General features: G+C 67.1%; 19 protein-coding genes and 1 riboswitch. Of the genes, 9 read left to right on the top strand and 10 right to left on the bottom strand.

Translation table 11 applies throughout. The annotated features are described in order from the left end of the window. Position 1 precedes the first annotated feature (1 nt). The 4 genes from hemQ to hemE form a co-directional block, all read right to left on the bottom strand. A complete protein-coding gene (gene hemQ / locus IAQ70_RS10920) occupies positions 2-703 on the bottom strand; it encodes a hydrogen peroxide-dependent heme synthase (RefSeq protein WP_190989345.1) in 702 nt (233 codons plus the stop codon). A gap of 149 nt (positions 704-852) precedes the next feature. After that, on the bottom strand, positions 853-1,749 hold the full coding sequence (locus IAQ70_RS10915; RefSeq protein WP_190989344.1) for a hypothetical protein: 897 nt from the start codon (positions 1,747-1,749) through the stop codon (positions 853-855). 96 nt (positions 1,750-1,845) lie between these two features. Then, positions 1,846-3,288: a protoporphyrinogen oxidase gene (gene hemG / locus IAQ70_RS10910; RefSeq protein ID WP_317983630.1), complete on the bottom strand. Its 1,443-nt coding sequence runs from the start codon at positions 3,286-3,288 to the stop codon at positions 1,846-1,848. Between the two features lie 4 nt (positions 3,289-3,292). Beyond that, the gene (hemE, locus tag IAQ70_RS10905; RefSeq protein WP_190989343.1) at positions 3,293-4,411 is read right to left on the bottom strand and encodes a uroporphyrinogen decarboxylase; all 1,119 of its coding nucleotides are present in this window, start codon (positions 4,409-4,411) and stop codon (positions 3,293-3,295) included. A 158-nt stretch (positions 4,412-4,569) separates the two neighbouring features. Here hemE and IAQ70_RS10900 point away from each other — a divergent pair, with 158 nt between their 5' ends. Next, positions 4,570-5,898, top strand: a complete 1,329-nt coding sequence (locus IAQ70_RS10900; RefSeq protein WP_190989342.1) for a glutamyl-tRNA reductase — start codon at positions 4,570-4,572, stop codon at positions 5,896-5,898. Between the two features lie 159 nt (positions 5,899-6,057). On the opposite strand, the gene moeB is transcribed toward IAQ70_RS10900, so the two are convergent. Continuing rightward, on the bottom strand, positions 6,058-7,257 hold the full coding sequence (gene moeB / locus IAQ70_RS10895) for a molybdopterin-synthase adenylyltransferase MoeB (protein ID WP_190989341.1): 1,200 nt from the start codon (positions 7,255-7,257) through the stop codon (positions 6,058-6,060). A gap of 85 nt (positions 7,258-7,342) precedes the next feature. Here moeB and IAQ70_RS10890 point away from each other — a divergent pair, with 85 nt between their 5' ends. The 3 genes from IAQ70_RS10890 to IAQ70_RS10880 all read left to right on the top strand — a co-directional run bounded on the left by IAQ70_RS10890 (position 7,343) and on the right by IAQ70_RS10880 (position 8,649). Next, positions 7,343-8,008 (top strand): TetR/AcrR family transcriptional regulator, encoded by a 666-nt coding sequence (locus IAQ70_RS10890; protein ID WP_190989340.1) that lies wholly within the window; start codon positions 7,343-7,345, stop codon positions 8,006-8,008. A 49-nt stretch (positions 8,009-8,057) separates the two neighbouring features. Next, positions 8,058-8,282, top strand: a complete 225-nt coding sequence (locus IAQ70_RS10885; protein WP_190989339.1) for a DUF3107 domain-containing protein — start codon at positions 8,058-8,060, stop codon at positions 8,280-8,282. A gap of 64 nt (positions 8,283-8,346) precedes the next feature. Further along, positions 8,347-8,649: a hypothetical protein gene (locus IAQ70_RS10880; RefSeq protein WP_190989338.1), complete on the top strand. Its 303-nt coding sequence runs from the start codon at positions 8,347-8,349 to the stop codon at positions 8,647-8,649. A 20-nt stretch (positions 8,650-8,669) separates the two neighbouring features. Here IAQ70_RS10880 and IAQ70_RS23200 read toward each other — a convergent pair whose 3' ends face one another. From IAQ70_RS23200 to thiO, 4 genes are all read right to left on the bottom strand, one after another. After that, complete coding sequence (locus IAQ70_RS23200) at positions 8,670-9,347, bottom strand: 4a-hydroxytetrahydrobiopterin dehydratase (RefSeq protein WP_190989337.1); 678 nt, start codon at positions 9,345-9,347, stop codon at positions 8,670-8,672. 57 nt (positions 9,348-9,404) lie between these two features. Beyond that, complete coding sequence (locus tag IAQ70_RS10870; protein ID WP_190989336.1) at positions 9,405-10,220, bottom strand: thiazole synthase; 816 nt, start codon at positions 10,218-10,220, stop codon at positions 9,405-9,407. Between the two features lie 4 nt (positions 10,221-10,224). Next, entirely contained in the window at positions 10,225-10,461 is a 237-nt protein-coding gene (gene thiS, locus IAQ70_RS10865) for a sulfur carrier protein ThiS (RefSeq protein WP_190989335.1), read from the bottom strand. Continuing rightward, entirely contained in the window at positions 10,458-11,780 is a 1,323-nt protein-coding gene (gene thiO / locus IAQ70_RS10860) for a glycine oxidase ThiO (protein ID WP_190989334.1), read from the bottom strand. The genes thiS and thiO overlap by 4 nt, the downstream gene beginning before the upstream one ends. Continuing rightward, a riboswitch (TPP riboswitch) is annotated at positions 11,773-11,892 on the bottom strand. (Overlaps the previous gene by 8 nt.) A gap of 27 nt (positions 11,893-11,919) precedes the next feature. Here thiO and thiE point away from each other — a divergent pair. The 4 genes from thiE to IAQ70_RS10840 all read left to right on the top strand — a co-directional run bounded on the left by thiE (position 11,920) and on the right by IAQ70_RS10840 (position 17,124). Then, the gene (gene thiE / locus IAQ70_RS10855; protein ID WP_190989333.1) at positions 11,920-12,654 is read left to right on the top strand and encodes a thiamine phosphate synthase; all 735 of its coding nucleotides are present in this window, start codon (positions 11,920-11,922) and stop codon (positions 12,652-12,654) included. 107 nt (positions 12,655-12,761) lie between these two features. Continuing rightward, entirely contained in the window at positions 12,762-14,264 is a 1,503-nt protein-coding gene (locus IAQ70_RS10850; protein ID WP_190989332.1) for an RNB domain-containing ribonuclease, read from the top strand. Between the two features lie 290 nt (positions 14,265-14,554). Then, positions 14,555-16,243, top strand: a complete 1,689-nt coding sequence (locus IAQ70_RS10845; RefSeq protein ID WP_190989331.1) for a DEAD/DEAH box helicase — start codon at positions 14,555-14,557, stop codon at positions 16,241-16,243. Between the two features lie 8 nt (positions 16,244-16,251). Next, a complete protein-coding gene (locus IAQ70_RS10840; RefSeq protein WP_190989330.1) occupies positions 16,252-17,124 on the top strand; it encodes a DNA-methyltransferase in 873 nt (290 codons plus the stop codon). A 71-nt stretch (positions 17,125-17,195) separates the two neighbouring features. Here IAQ70_RS10840 and IAQ70_RS10835 read toward each other — a convergent pair whose 3' ends face one another. Then, positions 17,196-18,044, bottom strand: a complete 849-nt coding sequence (locus IAQ70_RS10835; protein WP_190989329.1) for a PHP domain-containing protein — start codon at positions 18,042-18,044, stop codon at positions 17,196-17,198. Positions 18,045-18,115: 71 nt separating this feature from the next. Here IAQ70_RS10835 and IAQ70_RS10830 point away from each other — a divergent pair, with 71 nt between their 5' ends. Beyond that, positions 18,116-19,714, top strand: coding sequence for an aminopeptidase P family protein (locus IAQ70_RS10830; RefSeq protein ID WP_190989328.1), 1,599 nt, complete (start codon positions 18,116-18,118; stop codon positions 19,712-19,714). Positions 19,715-19,777: the final 63 nt, after the last annotated feature.

Genomic DNA, 19,777 nt, shown 5'->3' with positions numbered 1-19,777 from the left:
GTCACGCCAGGACCTCTGCAACCTCGGCAGGGGTGACGCGGCGGCCGGTGTAGAACGGAATTTCCTCCCGGACGTGGTTGCGGGCCTCGGTGGAACGCAGGTGCCGCATCAGGTCAACCAGATCAACCAGCTCCGGGGCTTCGAGGCCCAGGATCCATTCCCAGTCGCCGAGGGCGAAGGAGGAAACAGTGTTGGAGATGACCTGCGGGAAGTCCCGGCCCAGCATGCCGTGGTCGCGGAGCATCTTGCCGCGCTCCGCCTCGGGGAGGATGTACCACTCGTAGGACCGCACGAAGGGATAAACGCACAGCCACTCGGCCGGCGCCACACCGCGGGAGTAGGCCGGCGTGTGGTTCTTGGCGAATTCGGCCTCGCGGTGCACGCCCATGGCCGACCAGACGATCTCGGTGCCGGCGAACAGTTTGCTGCGGCGGATGTCGCGGATGGCCTTCTGGAGGTCTTCGGGCTTGGGGCCGTGGAGCCAGACCATCACGTCGGCATCGGCGCGCATGGCTGAGACGTCATAGCTGCCGCGGTGGGTCACCCCGGCGTCGGCCAGCCGGGAGAGCAGAGCGTCGAAGTCGGCGGCAGCGTCAGCGCTCCGCACGAGCTCCTCGGAGCGTTTGAAAACCGTCCAGAGTGTGAAGAACTGCTCGGCTGATTCTTCGGTTTTAGTGACAGATTCGACAGAAGTGTGGCTCATGCTTACCAGTTTGCCCGTTCCGTCCGCCCAAGTCGAAACCAGCGACTTCTACAAGGCGTAGAAGTGCGCAATTTCACACTTCGCCCGGCCGGCAGGGACCGGAGATCTGGCGGGACCCCTTTCGGCTGACGCTGCCTTTCGGCCACAGGTCAGAACTTGCGGATCCTGGCAAACAGGAGGCCCGCGGCCCCGGCAGAACCTACCAGGCCGACGCCGAGCCAGACTTTGGTGGTTTCCGCTGCGGGTCCGGCGGCGGTCATGTCGTGGCGGGCGGACGGCACCCCTGCAGCAGTGGGATGTCCGGCGGTTTGCGTGGAGCCGGAACCGTCGGCACCGGCTGCGGTTTGGGTCGCATTGCTCGCCACGCCCTGGGCGGCATGGAACTGACGGGAGCCTTGTTCCGCGGACCCCGGCTGCTCGGTTCCGGGCGCAGCAGGCCGGCCGGCGCCGCCCGGGCCGGTTCCGTCAGCCGCTGAACCGTTTTGCGGATTCCCGGACGAGGAGGACGGCGACGCAGTACTTTGGGCAGCGGGGCTCCGGGAAGCAGTGCCGTGGGAAGGGGCGCCTGGGGTGGGCGCAGCTGCCGGCGATGTCGGCGAGGCCGGTGAGGTGGCCACGGGACTAGGGGTCGGGGACTGGGTGGCCGGGTCCGATGACCGGGCCTGGCCTGGCCGGGCAGGGCCTGACGACGCGGCACCAGTGGGAGTGGTGCCAGCCGGAGTGGTGTCCGTCGGCGTGGTGCCGGCCGGGGCCGGGCTGGAGGAAACCGGGGTTGGTTCGGCTGGTGCGGTGCGGGCTCCGGAACGGCCGGCCGAACCGCCTTGCAGGTCCTTCAGCACACCCCCGATGACGGAATCGTTTTTGGGTCCTTTGGCCTGGGCAGGTTTGCCGGCGTCGTTCTTTCCGTCGGCGGCCTGGGAGGCGGGGACCCCCGCAGAGAACACCAGTATCGCTCCGAGGGCCGCTGCCGCCGCACCACGCCGGAGTCCCCCGCGGGTACTGGTCCTGGAAAGGGAAGCATGGGACCTGTAAATAACCATAGTCATCGACCCTAGCCACACGATCGGACGGATTGGAAACTGGAAATCCATGCCGTGAAGGGGCCGTCCATGGGCCGATATTCCGCTGAACAGGGGCGATGATCAGCGGACGAGGGCGCGGATCTCGTTACGTGTGTCGAACACAACAGCGGCGAGTCCGTTGCCCGCAACCCAGCCGCCCACAACACTGAGGCCGTCTTGCGCCGAGCAGATGCCGCGTATCTCCGCCACCCGCGCTTTGTGGCCAACCGCTGCGAACGGCAGCGCGCCCTGCCATCTGACCGCGTCCCAACCCACCACGTCCTTAGCTTGCACAGGCACCTCCAGCAGAGTGGAGGCGTCCCGCAGGGCTGCGGCCAGGAGATCCGGGTCCGCAACAGGCGTGGAATCCGCGGCCGGAGAGCCATCACCGGGAACGCCCTCCAGCCGCCCATACGAGAGTCGAAGCACGTGGGTGCCGGGCCCGGCTGCGGCAGCCAGCCAGTCCCACTTCGCAGTGGCGTGGGTCAGCGCCTTTGCCTGGATGCCCGGTGTCTGTGGTGCCACCAGGACGCCGGTGCCACGTGGCCTGCGGTCCAGTTCAGGCAGGTCCACCACCAGCGTGACGAGGCGGACGTCGGGTCCGTGCTCCGGGCTCCTGCCCGCGAGGGCGGGCACCGCCTCCTGAAGCAGCCCGACGGCGGCGGGGCCCGGAAGCGCCACTACCAGCAGGCCGCCGTCGTGCGCTGATCCGCCGGCGGTGACGCGCCAGCCGTCCGGGGTACGCTCCACGGCAGTCGCGGTGGAGCCGGTGAGCAGGATAACGCCGCGCCCCTGCAGATCCTTGAGCAGCGCCGCGACCAGGGTGTGCATGCCGTTTTCGAGACCCGCGACGGCGGAACCTGCCTTCGCCGCGGAAGGTGCACCGGTGCTGCGGCGCTGGGCCGCAACTGCGGCGGCCAGCGAACCGTGCGCCTTGATCCCGGCGCGCAGTCCGGGGGCCACCATGTCCACGTCGAGGAGGCCGGGGTCCGCGGAATGCACTCCGCCCACGACGGGTGCAACGAGCCGCTCGAGCACACGGCGGCCCATCCGTGCCCGCACCAGCGCCGAGACGCTGGTGACGTCCGCTCCGGCGCCCACGCGCGCCGGCAGGTACTTATCCAGCGATGCCCGCAGCGAACCAACAAAACCAAGGGAACGGCGGACTTCCGGATCCCACGGGTTGGCGGGGATGCCCAGGACACCGGTCTTGGGCAGTTCGCGGGGCCCGTCCGGAAGCTGCACCCAGGCACCGCCGGGGCGGGGGGCAACAATCTTGCCGGCAAGCCCGAGCTCAGCGGCGAGGTCGGCCACCGCTGTGGAGCGCGTGGCGAAGGACTCCGCGCCGCTGTCCAGGGTGAGGCCGGCCACCACGTGGCTGCCCACGCAGCCGCCCCAGGTGGCTGTCGCTTCCAGGACCGTCACGGCGTGGCCTGCAGCAGCCAACTCCCGTGCTGCCAACAGGCCGGAGATGCCGCCCCCCAGAACGATGGCGGTCCGGGCCGGCGTCAAGGAGCTGCCCACGCGCCTACTCCGGGGAGATGGAGTGGATGAGTTCGACGACCCTGGTGAGCACCGTGGCGTCGGTTTCGGGCGGCACGCCGTGGCCAAGGTTGAGTACGTGTCCCGGGGCCGAGGAGCCCGCAGCAATGACCTCCCGCACGTGGGCCTCGAGAACGTCCCACGGGGCGGACAGCAATGCCGGATCGATGTTTCCCTGCAGCGGCACGGTTCCGCCCAGGCGGCGGTTGGCTTCGTCCAGCGGCAGGCGGTAGTCAACGCCCACCACGTCCACGCCGACGTCCCGCATGGCAACCAGGAGCTCGGAGGTGCCGGTGCCGAAGTGGACCAGCGGCGCGCCGAGGTGGCGGACGTGATCCAAAGCCCGGGTGGAGGCCGGTGCAACGTGCTTGGTGTAGTCGGCCAGACCCAGCGACCCTGCCCAGGAGTCAAAGAGCTGCCCGGCCGAAGCGCCGGCTTCGAGCTGGGCGCGAAGGAACAACCCTGAGGCGTCGGCGGCCCAGTTGGCCAGCGCAGCCCAGGTCTCAGGGTCAGCGTGCATCATGGTGCGCGGGCCCAGGTGGTCACGGGACGGCTTGCCCTCAACCATGTAGGCGGCGAGCGTGAACGGCGCGCCGGCGAACCCGATCAGCGGAGTCTTGCCCAGTTCCGCTACGGTCAGGCGGACCGCTTCCCGGATCGGTTCCAGCGCTTCCCAGGTCAGCTGCGGCAGGGCCGCTACGTCCGCGGCAGTGCGGACCGGCTTGTCCAGCACCGGGCCCACACCGGGCACGATGTCCACCCCGACGCCTGCGAGCTTCAACGGGATCACAATGTCGGAGAAGAAGATGGCCGCGTCCACGTCGTGACGGCGCACGGGCTGAAGCGTGATCTCGGAGGCGAGTTCCGGCCGCAGGCACGAATCGAGCATGGCCACGCCTTCACGAACCTTCAGGTACTCCGGAAGGGAGCGGCCGGCCTGGCGCATGAACCACACCGGCCGCCGCGACGGCTTGCCGCCACGGTAGGCGGTGATCAGCGGGGAATCGGCGGTGCGGCCGTCCATCAGCGGGTGGCTGGCGGCAAGGGCACCCTCGTTAGACAGGGCGTTAGACACGGCGTTGGACGCGGCGGAGCTGGAAGTCATGCCTTTGATTGTGCCCAAAAACGGACCTAAAAGATAACGGACGGCCTGTCAAGTGCGGTGCGCTTCAAGGCAGCGTGGCGCGAATCACAGGCCTCCTGCCCGGGAACTGCGCCCCGGGTTGTTCTACAGCGGCACGAAAAAGCTATGATTGACCTGCTGTGGTTCTTTTCTCATTGGTGGCTACACACGCCGACATCGATCTTGAGACCGTTGCTCAACTGAGCAGCGGTGCTTCAGAGATCGCAACATCCGCACTCTCCGGATCGCCGGCAGTGACGGGTGCGGTGGTGCTTGCCACCTGCAACCGGTACGAAATCTACGGTGAAGCGCCCAACGCCGATGACGTGGAGGCTGCCAGGGCAGCCCTGGTGTCGGAAATCAGCGGCTTGAGCGGGCTCAACGAACAGCTCGTCTCCCGCTCCTTCAGCACCCGCACCGGCCCGGAAGTCAGCCAGCACCTTTTCGCCGTCAGCGCCGGACTTGATTCCGCCGTGGTGGGCGAGCGCGAAATTGCCGGGCAGGTCCGCCGGGCCCTGATCAACGCCCAGCACGAGGGCACTGCCAGCGCCGGCCTGGTCCGGCTGTTCCAGGCGGCGTCCAAGACGGCCAAGGACGTTGGCGCCCAGACCGCTCTCGGATCGCGTGGCCTGTCCATCGTCTCGGTGGCCCTGGACCTCGCCACTGATTTGTCCGAGAACCCCGACTGGTCAGGCAAGAAAGTTGTCCTGTTCGGCACCGGCGCCTACGCCGGCGCCACGATGGCGCTGCTGCGCGAACGCGGCTGCACGGACATCTCCGTCTTCTCCTCATCGGGCCGTGCTGAGGCCTTCGTCGCCAGCCGCGGTGGAACGGCGCTGGACGCTGAGACCCTCTCGCCCGCGGTGGCCGCGGCCGATGTGATGATTGGCTGCAGCGGATCGGACACCCGCGTTGAAGCCGGTGAACTTGCCCAGGTCCGCGCCGGGTCTCCCCAGCCGCTGATTGCCATCGACCTGGCCCTGACCCATGACTTTGACCCGGAAGTGGGCCAGCTCGACGGCGTTGAGCTGCTCACGCTGGAATCCGTTCGGCTGGCGGCACCGCAGGAACAGGCCGAGTCGCTGACCCAGGCCAGCGGTATTGTGTCCGGCGCCGCCAAGGCTTTTGAGCAGGAGCGGGAAGCCCGCTCCGTGGATTCCGCCATCGTTGCGCTGCGCCGGCACACCATGAACGTCCTTGACGCCGAGATGGAGCGGGTCCGTGCCCGCCACGGCTGTACCGCGGCGGCCGAGGAAGTGGAGTTCGCGCTCCGCCGCATGGTCAAGCAGTTGCTGCACGTGCCCACGGTACGCGCCCGCGAGCTGGCCGCGAACGGCCAGCAGGACGACTACGTTTCGGCGCTCGAAACCCTCTACGGCATCACCGTGGAGCAGCCCGCCGCCGCGGCCCAGGCCGAGTGCCCCGTGGACCACGCGGCCACCGACCAGCGCGGCACGGCAACCGCCTGACCCCCGGCGACGCTCTCTCACTTAACGTCGGTTTTTTCACGACGCTCTCTCACTTAATGTAGGTTTTCCAACGACGCTCTCTCACTTTCTTCAAGAAAGTGAGAGATTGTCGTTGGGTTTGTCGCATTAAGTGAGAGAGCGTTGGGTCCGGGACGCCGCCTAGTAGACGGGCTTCTGCGGCTCCACGTCCCGCACCCAGGCCAGGATCCCGCCGTCGAGATGGCTGACCCTCTGGTACCCGGCCTTCCGCGCAGCTTCCAGAACGTTGGCCGACCGCGTCCCGGCCTTGCAGTGGAACACAATGTCCTTGTCCTGCGGCAGTTCCGCCCAGGCTTCCCCGGCCAGAATCCTGCCCTGCGGAATCAGCACCGAGCCGTCAATGCTGACGATGTCGTGTTCGCCGGTCTCCCGGACGTCCACCAGTTCGAAGTCCTTCAGGCCGGCCTTGCGCGAAGCCAGCATCGTGGCCAGCTGGGCTGCGGTGACCGTGTGCTCCGTGTCGGCGGAAACGGCGGGGGTAATGCCGCAGAAAGCCTCGTAGTCGGTCAGTTCCGTGATGGGTTCGGCGGCCGGATCCTTGGACACGCGGATCTCGCGCCAGCTGCCGCCGAGCGCGTCGAAGAGTGCCACCCGTCCCAGGAGGGAACGCCCGACGCCGGTAATCAGCTTCACTGCCTCGGTCACCATGAGCGAGCCCACGGCAGCGCAGAGCATGCCGAACACGCCTCCCTCGCCACACGACGGCACGGAACCGGCAGGCGGGGCCTCAGGATAGAGGTCGCGGTAGGTGGGGCCGTGCTTTTCCCAGAAGACGCTCACCTGGCCGTCGAAGCGGAAGATCGACCCCCAGACATAGGGTTTGCCCAGGATGGCGGCTGCATCATTGACCAGGTAGCGGGTGGCGAAGTTGTCCGCCCCGTCCAGGATCAGGTCGTAGTCCGCGAACAGGTCCAGCGCGTTGGAGGCGTCGAGCCTGACGTTGTGCAGCCGGACGTCCACCAGCGGGTTCAGCGCCGCGACGGCGTCCCTGGCGGATTCGATCTTCGGCCGTCCCACGTCAGCCACGCCGTGGATCACCTGCCGCTGCAGGTTGCTCAGGTCAACGGCGTCGTCGTCGATGATTCCCAAGGTCCCCACCCCGGCCGCTGCCAGGTACAGCAGGGCGGGTGAGCCGAGTCCGCCGGCGCCGATAACCAGCACTTTGGCGTTCTTCAGCCGCCGCTGCCCCACCGCACCGATTTCCGGAATGATGAGGTGCCGCGAGTACCGTTCCACCTCGGCCGGGGTCAGGTCGCCGGCGGGCTCCACCAGCGGCTTAAGCGAGACAGAGGAATCATTTGCGGTCAAAGTCGAAGCCATACCTCAATGTATGCCCCAAGATAGCGCCCGGTCATATTACCGCGCAGTATTGTGTAAGTAACGGCAAGGGAAAGTAGGGGAAACTGTGGCGCATGAAGCACAGGCTGACCGGGCGTCGGGCGGGGAACCGTCCGTACCTCAACGCACTGCGGGCCAGCGGTCCGCCCGGCTTCCCAGGGATGAGCGCCGGGCGCAGCTCCTCGCGGCGGCCCAGGAGGTCTTTGTCGCCAACGGTTACCACGGCGCCGCCATGGATGAGATCGCCGAAACGGCCCATGTGAGCAAGCCCGTGCTGTACCAGCACTTCCCGTCCAAGCGTGAGCTCTACCTTGCCCTGCTGGACACCCATCTGACCTCCCTGACTGACCTGATGCTCGGCGCCCTGAACTCCACTTCGGACAATGACGAACGTGTCCAGGCCGTCATGCGCGCGTATTACCGCTTCATCGCCAGCGACGACCAGGCGCACCGCCTGGTCTTCGAATCGGACCTCATTAACGATCCCGACGTCAGTTCCCGGCTGGAAACGTTCAACAAGACATTCGCGGACGCCGTCGCCCGCGTTATTGCCGAGGACACCAAACTTCCCCACCTGGAAGCGCAGCTGCTGGGACGCGGACTGGCCGGAATGGCGCAGGTCAGCGCGCGCTACTGGCTCGAAACGGACGGGAACCTGGACCTCGATGTGGCCAGCGACCTCATTTACCGTTTAGCTTGGCGCGGAATCTCGCGCTTCCCTAAAGAGTCCTAGACTACAAATAGAGAACCGAAGAAACTTTGATTGGCTGGGAGGCCCCCTTTTGGAAATTAAGATTGGCATTCAGAATATTGGCCGCGAAATCGTGCTGGAATCGGCAGAGGATGCTGACGCCGTAGCAACGGTCGTTGAAGAAGCCATCACCAAGGGCACCGAGCTCCGCCTCAAGGATGACAAGGGTCGCATCATCATTGTTCCGGGCAACGCGCTGGGCTACGTGGAGATCGGCGCCGAAGAAGCCCGCAAGGTTGGTTTCGGCCAGTTCTAAGACACGAACAGGCAGGGATCCGCCGCCGTGGGGCGGTGGGTCCCTGCATTCCGAAGGAGATTCCATGCTTTCGCTGACCATCGTTGTCCTGGTCACCGCCGCCGCGGGCTTTATTGTCTGGGCGAATGACAGGCGCCATACCAGGTACGGTATGGGGCTGCCCGCCGGGGTGGCCGTCGCCGTGGGTGCGCTCAGCTGGATCATCTTCATCACGGCAGGCTTTGGCTACAGGCCGGGCCTGACCTGGATCCCTTGGATCCTGCCAATGGCCCTGGGCGCCGCGGCAGCCATCGGGGCTGTCATCTACCTCGGCCGGGTCCGCGAACGCCACGACATCCTGCGGCTCACCAGGGCCCTGAAGTTGTAGCCAACAGGGCAGCCGCCCGGTCAGCGGCCTGACGACGCCTCAGGCCGGTGCCCTACCTCCGTGCACACGCACAGCCGGTTTCCCTGCGCGTCCGTGACCACCACCCAGTCGGGTGCGTGGTCATGGTTCATTAAGGCCCCGGTTGCCATGGTCTTCGCCAGGACGGGCCCGGATTCGGCAAGGCTCCAGTGGACGTCAACGTGGAGCCTGCTGCTGTTGGGCGTCCCTGTTTCCTGAAACCAGATGCTCGGTCCGCGGCCGTAAGGATCCACCAGATCGCCACCCGGCCCTTCTTTATAGCCCAGTGCCACCCGCCACACCTCGGCGATTTCCGCCGAGTCCGCAGTGTCGATGCCCAGCTCCACTGTCCTGAACAGTCCCGGCTGGGCAGTTGCCCCTGCCTCGGCAGCCGCTTCTGCGGCTGCCGCAGCCGCCGCGGCGTCCCGTTCGGTGACCTCGCCGCCGGCGTCGTGGGAGGTGTAGCGAATGAACACCCGGTTATACCGCCAGTCGAGATCGGGGTGGTGGTTTTGTTCTTCCGCGAGACGCCCGACGGCGGCAATCAGCTCAAGCGCGGCGGCCGCCGTCGGCGTTTTATAGACCGTGACCAGCCCGCCCAGCCGGTACCGCCAATCGGGCAGCCCGGCCAGGACGGCGTCGAGCCGTTCGCGGGTAAGGACGTCTTGGTTGCCGGCCACAGCGGACTCCTCGGTTCGTTCCGTGAGCTGTCCCGGCGGGCGGCGGCGGGTGCCGGTCTAGAGGAACTCAGCCCGGTTTTCCATCGCCGAGGACGCCAAGGCGTGCTCGCGGCGCGGTATCCTGCCGGCCGCTTTCGCCAGCCTACCGGCGATCACGGCGTGCTTGAAGGCCTCGCCCATCAGCGCGGGGTTCCGGGCGCGCGTCACGGCTGTGGCCAGCAGTACGGCATCGCAGCCCAGTTCCATGGCCAGCGCCGCGTCCGACGCCGTGCCGATGCCGGCATCGAGCACCACAGGAACCGAAGCGCGCGAGACAATCAGTTCGATGTTGTGCGGGTTCAGGATTCCCAGGCCGGTGCCGATCGGCGCCCCGAGCGGCATGACCGCCGCGGCACCCAGGTTCTCCAGCCGCAGGGCCAGCACGGGATCATCGTTGGTGTAGGCGAATACTTTGAAGCCCCGGTTCACGAGCTGTTCAGTGGCGTCCACGAGCTCGACGGCGTCAGGCAGCAGCGTCTGTTCGTCGGCGATGACCTCCAGCTTGACCCAGTCCGTTTCCAGGGCTTCGCGGGCCAGTTCGGCAGTCATGACCGCGTCACGGGCGGTAAAGCAGCCGGCGGTGTTGGGCAGGACCCGGATTCCATGGTCCACCAGGAGCTGGAAGAGGGAGCCGGACTCGGCGGGCGAGTACCGCCTCATCGCCACGGTGGTGAGCTCCGTTCCGGACGCCAGCAGGGCGGCCCCCAATCCGTCCAGGCTGGGAGCGCCGCCGGTGCCCATGATGAGGCGGGAGCACAGCTCAACGCCGTCGATGACCAGCGGGTCGGTGTCCGCCGAGGTGGTACCGGTGTTGAGGTTGTTAACGACTGTCATGGTGTCAGCCTCCCTGGACTGCGGTGACGAGTTCCACGTTGTCGCCGTCGGCGAGCGCCGTGACGAACCACTGACTGCGCGGGACTACTTCTGAGTTGCGGGCAACGGCGACGCCAAGTTTCTGCCCGTCTGCGGCCTGGCCGTTGGCGGCGAGGGGACGCCCGGTGATCTGGGTGACCAGGGTGGTGATGGAGGCGTCGCACGGCACGGCATGGGCCGAGCCGTTGAGGGTGATGTTCATGCTGTTTCCTTCGTGAATTGAAACGCGGCTTGGGGCTGGCTGGAAAACCTGTCCGGGTTGAGGGCCTGCCATCGCGGATCTTCCTTGCCGTCCAGCAGGCCGCGGCAGATGAGTGCCGCTGCCGGGGACAGCAATACGCCGTGACGGTAGAAGCCCGTGGCTATGATCAGCCCCGGAATGTGTCCCGGGCCGGGAGCGGGGACGCGGCCCAGCAGCGGCGCGTTGTCCGGAGTCGCGGGACGCGCCCTGGTGGTGCATTCGAGGAGCTCCAGCTCGGCGACGGCGGGCAGCAGGACCTGCGCGTCACGCAGCAATTGGTACACGCCGCCTGCAGAGACGGCCCGTCCCGCTGCGACGGTATCCCCCGCTGCGGGCAGGGCGTCCTCACGCTGGGTTGCCCCGATCACCACCGTGCCGTCCTGCCGGGGGACGATGTAGACCGGCACCCCGTGGACCAGGCCGCGGACCGTGGACGTCACCAACGGGCGCAGGTGCAGGGGAACACCGAGCCGCAGGATGTCCCCGTAGACAGGCCTCAGGGGCAGCTGTATCCAGTCCGGCAGGCCCCCCAGGTCCGCCGCTTGAAGGCCGTTGGCCACAATGGTCTCCCCCGCCCGGACTGTTCCACCACTGGCCAGTTTCACCCCGCTGACGCGGCCGTCCTCCCAGAGAAGCGCGGTGGCGCGGTGATGAACGGCGAACCCTTCACGGGCGCCAGCCACGGCGGTCCCTGAGCCTTGATCGTGGCCTGCCAGGACTTGCCGAAGGGATGCGATCAGCCTTCGCGGGTCCACCTGGTGGTCCGCCGGAATGTCCAGGGCACAGGAAATGGCCGGACTGAGGAGTGGTTCCTTGGCTCTCGCTTCCCGGACCGTCAGCGTCTCCACCAGCAGTCCGTTGGCCTGTTGGACGGCCCTGAGGTCCATCAGCGCGCGACGGTCTGCCGCGTCGGCACCGACGGCGAGCGTCGGCGTCGTCAGGTAGCCAAAATCCGGTGCCCCTGCCCGGGCGAGGCTGGCCGCGAAGGCAGGCCAGAGGTGCGAGGACTCGAGCATCAGCTCCAGGAGGTCTTCCTCCTGGTAGTGCAGTTCGCTGACGGGGGCGAGCATGCCGGCGGCCGCCCAGCTGGCCCCGGAACCCGGTTCGTCATCGATCACCACCACGGAGCGGCCGGAGAGCCGCGCTTCCCACGCGATGCAGTGGCCAATGACTCCGCCACCGATCACCGCCACGTCGGCGTGCAGGACGGGACTGTTCACTCCGCTGCCCGCGGCAGTGTCTGGTGTGCTGGCGGGCGAGCCGCCGGATGGGGGGACCATGTGTTTCCTTCCCTACGCCGGTACTAGCCGGATCAGGTCAAGCGGTCGGCTCTGATGCCCTCTCAGCCCGGCCGCTTTGTGACGGCTGCAACGGGCTCCCGCAGTACTCGCCCAGTTTAGGGGAACTATGGTGGTTTCCATGAACGTGTCTTCCAGCCCCAGCATCCTCCCCAGCACCACTGTCCAGGAGTCCGGCGGCGGCCTGCCCCACAGTGCCAGGTTGTACCTGTGCACTGATGCACGCCGCGACCGCGGGGACTTTGCTGAGTTTGTGGACGCGGCATTTGCCGGCGGTGTGGACATCATCCAACTCCGCGACAAGGGCATCGAGGCCGCCGAGGAGCTGGAACTGCTGACGGTCCTTCAGGCCGCCGCCTCCCGCCACGGACGGCTCTGGGCAGTGAATGACCGCGCTGACATCGCGATGCTGTCCGGCGCGCCGGTCTTCCACATCGGCCAGAAGGACCTGCCCGTGGCCTCCGCCCGCACGCTGCTGGGGGCCGGTGCCGTGGTGGGGCTTTCCACCCACACCACGGAACAGATTGAGGGCGCCATCCGGTTGTCGTCCTCGGTGAGTGCCGACGACGGCCTCGACTACTTCTGCGTGGGACCGGTGTGGGCCACCCCCACCAAACCCGGCCGGTCCGCCGTCGGCCTTGACCTCGTGCGATACGCGGCGGACGCCGTTGCTGCCACCGGAACCCAGGCCGCGCTTCCCTGGTTCGCGATCGGCGGGATCGACCTGGACAACGTCGAACAGGTGGTGGCGGCAGGTGCCAGCAGGATCGTTGTGGTGCGCGCCATTACGGAGGCCTCTGATCCCGCCGCAGCCGCCAGGGCCCTCCTGGCCGCCTTGGACGCCGGCGCGGCCTGAGAAACCGGGGCGCAGCCCCTGAGAATCCAGCACGCACCTCCTGAGAATCCAGGGCGTAGCGGGACGGGGCGTGCGCGATCCCGGGAAATCGGGCTAACCTGACTTTTGTGTCCCATCATCGGCTGGCCCCCAACGTCCATGAGAAGAACAACGCCCTCACGGCAGCCCTGAGTGCCCTGCGGACCGAGCTGGAACTGCCCGGACCTTACCCGGCCGAGGCGGTCCGGGACGCCGAGGCGGCCGTGGCCGCTCATCAGCTGCCGCCCTCCGACCTCACGGACGTTGAGTTTTTGACCATCGACCCGGCGTCGTCCACTGACCTTGATCAGGCGGTGTTCATCGAGCGTTCCGACGCCGGCTACCGGGTGCTGTACGCCATCGCGGACGTGCCCTCGTTTGTCCGCCCCGGCGGTGACCTGGACGCCGAAACCCGCCGCCGCGGCCAGACGTTCTACGCCCCGGACGGCCGGATCCCGCTGCACCCCGAGGTCATCAGCGAGGAGGCGGGCAGCCTTCTGGCCGATCAGCTGTGCGCCGCCTTTGTCTGGGAATTCGGGCTCGACGACGCCGCCCGCGTTGGCAGCGTGTCCGTCCAGCGGGCCACCATCCGCAGCCGGTCCAAGCTGGACTACAAGGGTGTCCAGGCCGAGATCGACGCCGGAACAGCCAACCCGGTGCTGCAGCTCCTGAAGGAAGTGGGGCTCAAGCGCGTTGAACTGGAACGCCAGCGCGGCGGCGCCAGCCTGAACATGCCGGAGCAGGAAATCGTCCAACTGCCCGACGGCGGCTACCGGATTGCGGCGGCGCCGCAGCTTCCGGTGGAGGACTGGAATGCCCAGATTTCGCTGATGACGGGAATGGCGGCCGCGGACATGATGCTGGCGGGGAAGGTCGGCATCCTGCGCACCATGCCCGCCCCGGACGAGCGCTCCCTCCGGCATTTCCGGCTCCAGACGGTGGCCCTGGGCAAGCCGTGGGACGGGAAGGCCAGCTACGGCGAGTACCTCCGCAGCCTCGACCCCACCGAGCCCCGCCAACTGGCCATCCTGCATTCCGCAGGCATGCTCTTCCGCGGAGCCAGCTACACAGCGTTTGACGGCACAGTCCCCGAAGCTGCCATCCAGTCGGCCATCGGGGCAGCCTATGCCCACACCACGGCGCCCCTCCGGCGGCTCATCGACAGGTTTGTCCTGGTGATCTGCGAAGCCCTGAGTAACGGCAAGCCGGTCCCCGACTGGGCGCGGGAAGCCCTGCCCACCCTGCCGGACATCATGGCCGCATCCGACCAGCTGGCAAGCCGGATGGAACGCATGGCGCTGGATACCGTGGAAGCCGCCCTCCTGGTCAACCACATCGGCCAGGAGTTTGATGCGATTGTCATTTCCGGGTCCAAGCCGCAGAAGGACAATGGCAACGGCGTTAAGAACGGAAACGGCGGAAAGAACGGGAACGGGAAGAACGGCAACGGCCCCTCGGGGATCATCCAGATCGCCGAGCCGGCCGTGACAGCCCGGTGCGCCGGCGACCTGGAATCCGGTACAACGGTGCGGGTGCGCCTGATCTCCTCCGATATCGCCGCCCGTGAGGTCCACTTCGAGCTCCTGGCCTGAGTTGCCTGCCCCTGCCTCAAGGGCCAAAAGCCGGGATTCGTGGTCCGTACGGCTAGACTGAAGAAGTAGATATGGATGCCCGGTCGTTGATTTCCTTGATTTTGAATTCAACAAGCCCGCCCCTACGCGATCTTGAGACAGACCCGCTGGTCACCAGTGCCAGCATTTAGATAGCCCGCGATCGGCTTCCACTGGATTTGCTTGCGCGCCCGAGCGTGCTCCGGAGCGGCCACATGGCCGGCCCGTTGAGCAGGCAGCGCCAATGCCCAAATGAATAAGGAAACTCACCTGTGAGTGAATTGCATACCCACCAGCTCCTGACGGACGATTCCGGCATCGAAACGATCGAGCCCGAAGAGACCATCATCTCCGACGAGAAACCGCATGAAATCGCGGAGAAGTCCTTCGCCGATTACAACGTCCGCGCCGACATCGTCGAGTCCCTGGCCGACGCCGGGATCACCCACCCGTTCCCCATCCAGGCCATGACCCTGCCGGTGGCACTCTCGGGCCATGACATCATCGGCCAGGCCAAGACCGGTACGGGCAAGACCCTCGGCTTCGGCATCCCTGCGCTGCAGCGCGTTGTGGGGCCCGACGACGCCGGTTTCGACAAGCTCGCCGTCCCCGGCGCCCCGCAGGCCCTGGTCATCGTGCCCACCCGAGAGCTCGCCGTCCAGGTAGCCAGCGACCTCCAGACCGCCTCGCTCAAGCGCAACGCCCGCATCACCACCATCTACGGCGGCCGCGCCTACGAGCCCCAGGTGGAGGCCCTGCAGAGGGGCGTCGAGATCGTGGTGGGAACCCCCGGCCGCCTGATTGACCTGTACAAGCAGAAGCACCTGAGCCTGAAGAACGTCAAGATCGTCATCCTCGACGAAGCCGACGAAATGCTGGACCTTGGCTTCCTGCCCGACGTCGAGACGCTGATCGCAGGCACCCCTGCCGTCCGCCAGACGCTCCTGTTCTCGGCCACCATGCCCGGCCCGGTCATTGCCATGGCCCGCCGCTACATGACGCAGCCCACGCACATCCGCGCGGCCGATCCCGAAGACGAGGGCCTCACCAAGCGGGACATCCGCCAGCTCATCTACCGTGCCCACAGCATGGACAAGGTCGAAGTTGTTGCCCGCATCCTGCAGGCACGGGGCCGCGGCCGCACCATCATCTTCACCAAGACCAAGCGCACCGCCGCGAAGGTGGCCGAGGAACTGGTGGACCGCGGCTTCGCTGCCGCCGCCATCCACGGCGACCTCGGCCAGGGCGCCCGCGAGCAGGCCCTCCGTGCCTTCCGCAACAACAAGGTGGACGTTCTTGTGGCCACCGACGTCGCCGCCCGCGGCATCGACGTTGACGACGTCACGCACGTGATCAACTACCAGTGCGTTGAGGACGAGAAAATCTATCTGCACCGCGTGGGCCGCACCGGCCGCGCCGGCAACAAGGGCACAGCCGTGACCTTCGTTGACTGGGATGACATGCCGCGCTGGGGCCTGATCAACAAGGCGTTGGGCCTGAGCTACCCCGAGCCGGTGGAGACGTACTCCTCCTCCCCGCACCTGTACGAGGAACTGGACATCCCGGAAGGCACCAAGGGCCGGCTCCCCCGCAACAAGCGCACCCTCGCCGGTGTTGACGCCGAAGTCCTGGAGGACCTGGGCGAGACCGGCAAAAAGAACACCCGCTCCGGCGGGCGCGACGGCGGCCGTGACGGCAACCGCGACGCCGGCCGTTCAGGCGGGCGCGAGGGCAGCCGCCGCAGCGGCTCCGAAGGTGGCCGCTCAGGCGAGCGCCGCCGTCGTACGTCCGATGCGGCGGCCGCCGGCACCGGGCCCGCCGCCGAACCTGCCGCCGCGGCGACGACCGCCGGCGAAGTGGACCCCCGCGCCCGCCGCAGCCGGACCCGCACCCGCCGCCGCAACGGCGAAGTGGTGGCCGGCGCCGACAACGGCACCCAGCCCGGCAACGCAGAGGCCTAACAGCCTCGATGACTGACACCGTCTGGGCGCCGGACGGCAGCAACCTGGTGGTTCACGCGGATAACGCGGAGTTCCTCCCCTCGCTGCCGGACGGCGCCTTCACACTCATTTACGTGGACCCGCCGTTCAACACCGGCAGGGCCCAGACCCGCCAGGAAACCCGGATGGTGCTCAACACCGGCGGCGACGGCGACCGTGTCGGCTTCAAGGGCCGCTCCTACGACACCATCAAGGGGGCCCTGCACCGGTACGACGACGCCTTCAGCGATTACTGGGCCTTTTTGGAGCCCCGGCTCGTGGAGGCCTGGCGGCTACTGGCTGACGACGGCACCCTCTACCTCCACCTGGATTACCGCGAAGTCCACTACGCCAAGGTGATGCTGGATGCCATCTTCGGGCGCGAGTGCTTCCTGAACGAGATCATCTGGGCCTACGACTACGGTGCGCGCGCCAAATACCGCTGGCCCACCAAGCACGACAACATCCTCGTGTACGTCAAGAACCCGGCCAAGTACCACTTCGACAGCCTAGAAGTTGACCGGGAGCCTTACATGGCCCCGGGCCTGGTGACGCCCGCCAAGCGGGAACTCGGGAAGCTGCCCACCGATGTCTGGTGGCATACCATCGTGTCCCCCACCGGCAAGGAAAAAACCGGCTACCCCACGCAGAAGCCCGAGGGCCTCATCCGGCGTGTCGTGGCCGCCTCAAGCCGCCCCGGTGACTGGTGCCTGGACTTCTTCGCCGGTTCCGGAACGCTCGGCGCCGTCGCGGCCAAGCTGGACCGGAAGTTTGTGTGCGTGGACCAGAACCAGCCGGCCATCGAGGTCATGGCCAAGCGGTTGGGTGCCAAGGCCGAGTTCACCTCGTACCCTCCCAACTAGGTAGCACCAGGTGTCGTTTTGAGCCTTCAAAACGACATCTGCTGCTACCTACTTGGGGATGCGGGCAGGGGTCAGGGGCGGACGACGGCGGTCCCCGTGCCCAGTTCCTCGATGCGGGCCAGCACCTCCGGCGACGTCATGTTCTCCCCCAGCAGATTGGGTTTGCCCGTGCCGTGGTAGTCGGAGGACCCCGTGATCAGCAGTCCGTGCCTGGCTGCAAGTCCCCGCAGGAACTCACGGCCTTCCTCTGGGTTGTCGCGGTGGTCGATCTCCAGGCCCGCCAGGCCGGCGTCGATCATGTCGCGGTAGGTGCGCTCCCCCACGATCCGTCCGCGGGAGGACGCCACGGGATGGGCGAAGACGGGGACACCGCCTGCCGCCCGGACAAGTTCGACGGCGGTGGCCGGGTCGGGTGCGTAGTGCTGGACAAAGTAGCGCGACCGCGAGGTGAGGATGGACGTGAAGGCTTCCGACCGGTCCGAAACCACCCCGGCCGCCACCAGGGCATCGGCGATGTGCGGGCGCCCCAGCGTGGCCCCCGGGGCAACGTGATGGATGACGTCGTCCCAGGTCAGCGGATAGTCCTCGGCGAGGAGGGTCACCATGCGTTCGGCCCGGGTGAGGCGTGCGTCCTTGGACTTGGTGATTTCCTCAAGCAGCCCGGGGTGGGCAGGATCGTGCAGGTAGCTCAGCAGGTGCACGCTGATGCCCTGCTCCGTCCGGCAGGAAACTTCCATTCCCGGGACCAGGGCCACACCGTGGGCCAACGCCGCTTGCGACGCTTGGGGCCAGCCGTCCGTGGAGTCGTGGTCGGTCAGGGCCACGACGTCAAGGCCCGCCCGGGCTGCCGAGGCCATCACGTCAGCGGGGGTTTCCGTGCCATCGGAAACGTTGGAGTGGGCATGCAGGTCAATCCTCACCTGCCCAGCCTAGTTGACCGCATGCGCCCGGGTATTGGCCCAAGGCTCGCTGCTGGTGAGACGATGGTGCCGTGAACGATGCCGAAAATACCCTGACCTCTGCTTCCCAGCCCCTCGATGAGCGCGTCAACAACCGCTCGCAGCGGCCCAGTTCCGATGCCTTCAAGACTTTTATGGCCAGCAACTGGGCGCCCACCGGCCAGCAGCTGCCGGCCCGCGACGCCGTAGCGGACTACACCGCGGCCAGGCGCAGGGCCATTTCCGACCAGTTCAAAGGCGAACGCCTGGTCATCCCCGCCGGGCCCCTGAAAGTCCGGTCCAACGACTGCGATTACCGCTTCCGCCCCCACTCCGGCTTCGCCCACCTCACCGGCCTCGGCCTTGACCACGAGCCGGACGCCGTCCTCATCCTGGAGCCGGCAGGGGAAGGAAAGGGCGACGACGGCGGGCACCACCGTGCCACCCTGTACTTCCGCCCGCTCGCAGGACGGGACACGGAACAGTTCTATGCCGACTCACGGTCGGGTGAATTCTGGATCGGTACCCGCCCCACGCTCGCCGAGTTCGAGGCCCGTCTCGGCCTGCCCACCGCCCACATCGATGCACTCGAGACAGCAATCGCGAAGAATGTGGGCGCTCCCGAGATCGGCGGCATCTCCATCCGGCTGGTCCGCAAGGTCGATGAGAACATCGACGCACTCGTGGATACTGCCCGCTACAACACCGCCAAGGATCCGGACAACCTGGACCTCGCAGTCCTGGATGCCTTGGATGAGAAACTATCCGAAGCCCTGGCCGAACTCCGGCTCCTCAAGGATGACTGGGAAATCGAACAGATGAAGACGGCCGTGGCAGCCACCGTGGAGGGCTTTGTGGAAGTGGTCAAGTCCCTTCCGCGGGCACTGACGCATGCCCGCGGCGAACGCGTTGTGGAGGGTGCCTTCTTTGCGCGGGCCCGCGAAGTGGGCAACGAACTGGGGTACGACACCATCGCCGCCGCAGGGAACAACGCCACTGTGCTGCACTGGAACCGCAACACGGGCAGGATCAACGCGGGCGAGCTGCTGCTGCTGGATGCCGGCGTCGAAGCCGACTCGCTGTACACCGCCGATGTCACCCGGACACTGCCTGCCAATGGCACGTTCAGCGACATGCAGCGCAAGGTCTATGAGGCGGTCCTCGATGCCGCCGACGCCGGGTTCGCCGCCGCCCAGCCAGGCACCAGGTTCCGCGACATCCACACTGCCGCCACCACGGTACTGGCTGAGCGGCTCGCCGAGTGGGGGCTCCTGCCTGTCAGTGTTGAGGAAGCCATCAGCCCTGAAGGCCAGCAGCACCGCCGCTGGATGCCGCACGGCACCAGCCACCACCTGGGCCTCGACGTCCATGACTGCGCCCAGGCCAAGCGCGAGCTTTACCTCGATGGCGTCCTCACGGCAGGCATGGTCTTCACCATCGAGCCCGGCCTCTACTTCAAGAACGAAGACCTGGCCATCCCTGCCGAGTACCGCGGTATCGGCGTGCGGATCGAGGACGACATCCTGATGACGGCCGACGGGCCGGTCAACCTCAGCGCCGAGCTTCCCCGGAAGGCTGCCGACGTCGAATCCTGGATGGCAGGCATCTACGCCGACGTGGACCACGCCGTCGCACACGGGGGCACCGTCTGAGGCGTGCGGCAGTCCTGCTTCCGACCGGGTAAGGGGGTCCTATCCGTGGTGAAGCTCTGGTAA

Origin of the sequence: Pseudarthrobacter sulfonivorans (assembly GCF_014712225.1) — a bacterium.
GTDB lineage: Bacteria > Actinomycetota > Actinomycetes > Actinomycetales > Micrococcaceae > Arthrobacter > Arthrobacter sulfonivorans.
The sequence above is the reverse complement of the archived record's forward strand: the minus strand, read 5'-3'. Positions and strand labels throughout refer to the sequence as shown.

Excerpts from the sequence above, each read along its gene's own strand:
- IAQ70_RS10840 (WP_190989330.1), top strand. The coding sequence starts at position 16,252 with ATGACTGACACCGTCTGGGCGCCGGACGGCAGCAACCTGGTGGTTCAC.
- hemQ (WP_190989345.1), bottom strand. The coding sequence starts at position 703 with ATGAGCCACACTTCTGTCGAATCTGTCACTAAAACCGAAGAATCAGCC.
- moeB (WP_190989341.1), bottom strand. The coding sequence starts at position 7,257 with ATGGCTTCGACTTTGACCGCAAATGATTCCTCTGTCTCGCTTAAGCCG.
- thiS (WP_190989335.1), bottom strand. The coding sequence starts at position 10,461 with ATGAACATCACCCTCAACGGCTCGGCCCATGCCGTGCCGTGCGACGCC.
- IAQ70_RS10880 (WP_190989338.1), top strand. The coding sequence starts at position 8,347 with ATGCTTTCGCTGACCATCGTTGTCCTGGTCACCGCCGCCGCGGGCTTT.
- hemE (WP_190989343.1), bottom strand. The coding sequence starts at position 4,411 with ATGACTTCCAGCTCCGCCGCGTCCAACGCCGTGTCTAACGCCCTGTCT.
- IAQ70_RS10915 (WP_190989344.1), bottom strand. The coding sequence starts at position 1,749 with ATGACTATGGTTATTTACAGGTCCCATGCTTCCCTTTCCAGGACCAGT.
- IAQ70_RS10870 (WP_190989336.1), bottom strand. The coding sequence starts at position 10,220 with ATGACAGTCGTTAACAACCTCAACACCGGTACCACCTCGGCGGACACC.
- thiE (WP_190989333.1), top strand. The coding sequence starts at position 11,920 with ATGAACGTGTCTTCCAGCCCCAGCATCCTCCCCAGCACCACTGTCCAG.
- thiO (WP_190989334.1), bottom strand. The coding sequence starts at position 11,780 with ATGGTCCCCCCATCCGGCGGCTCGCCCGCCAGCACACCAGACACTGCC.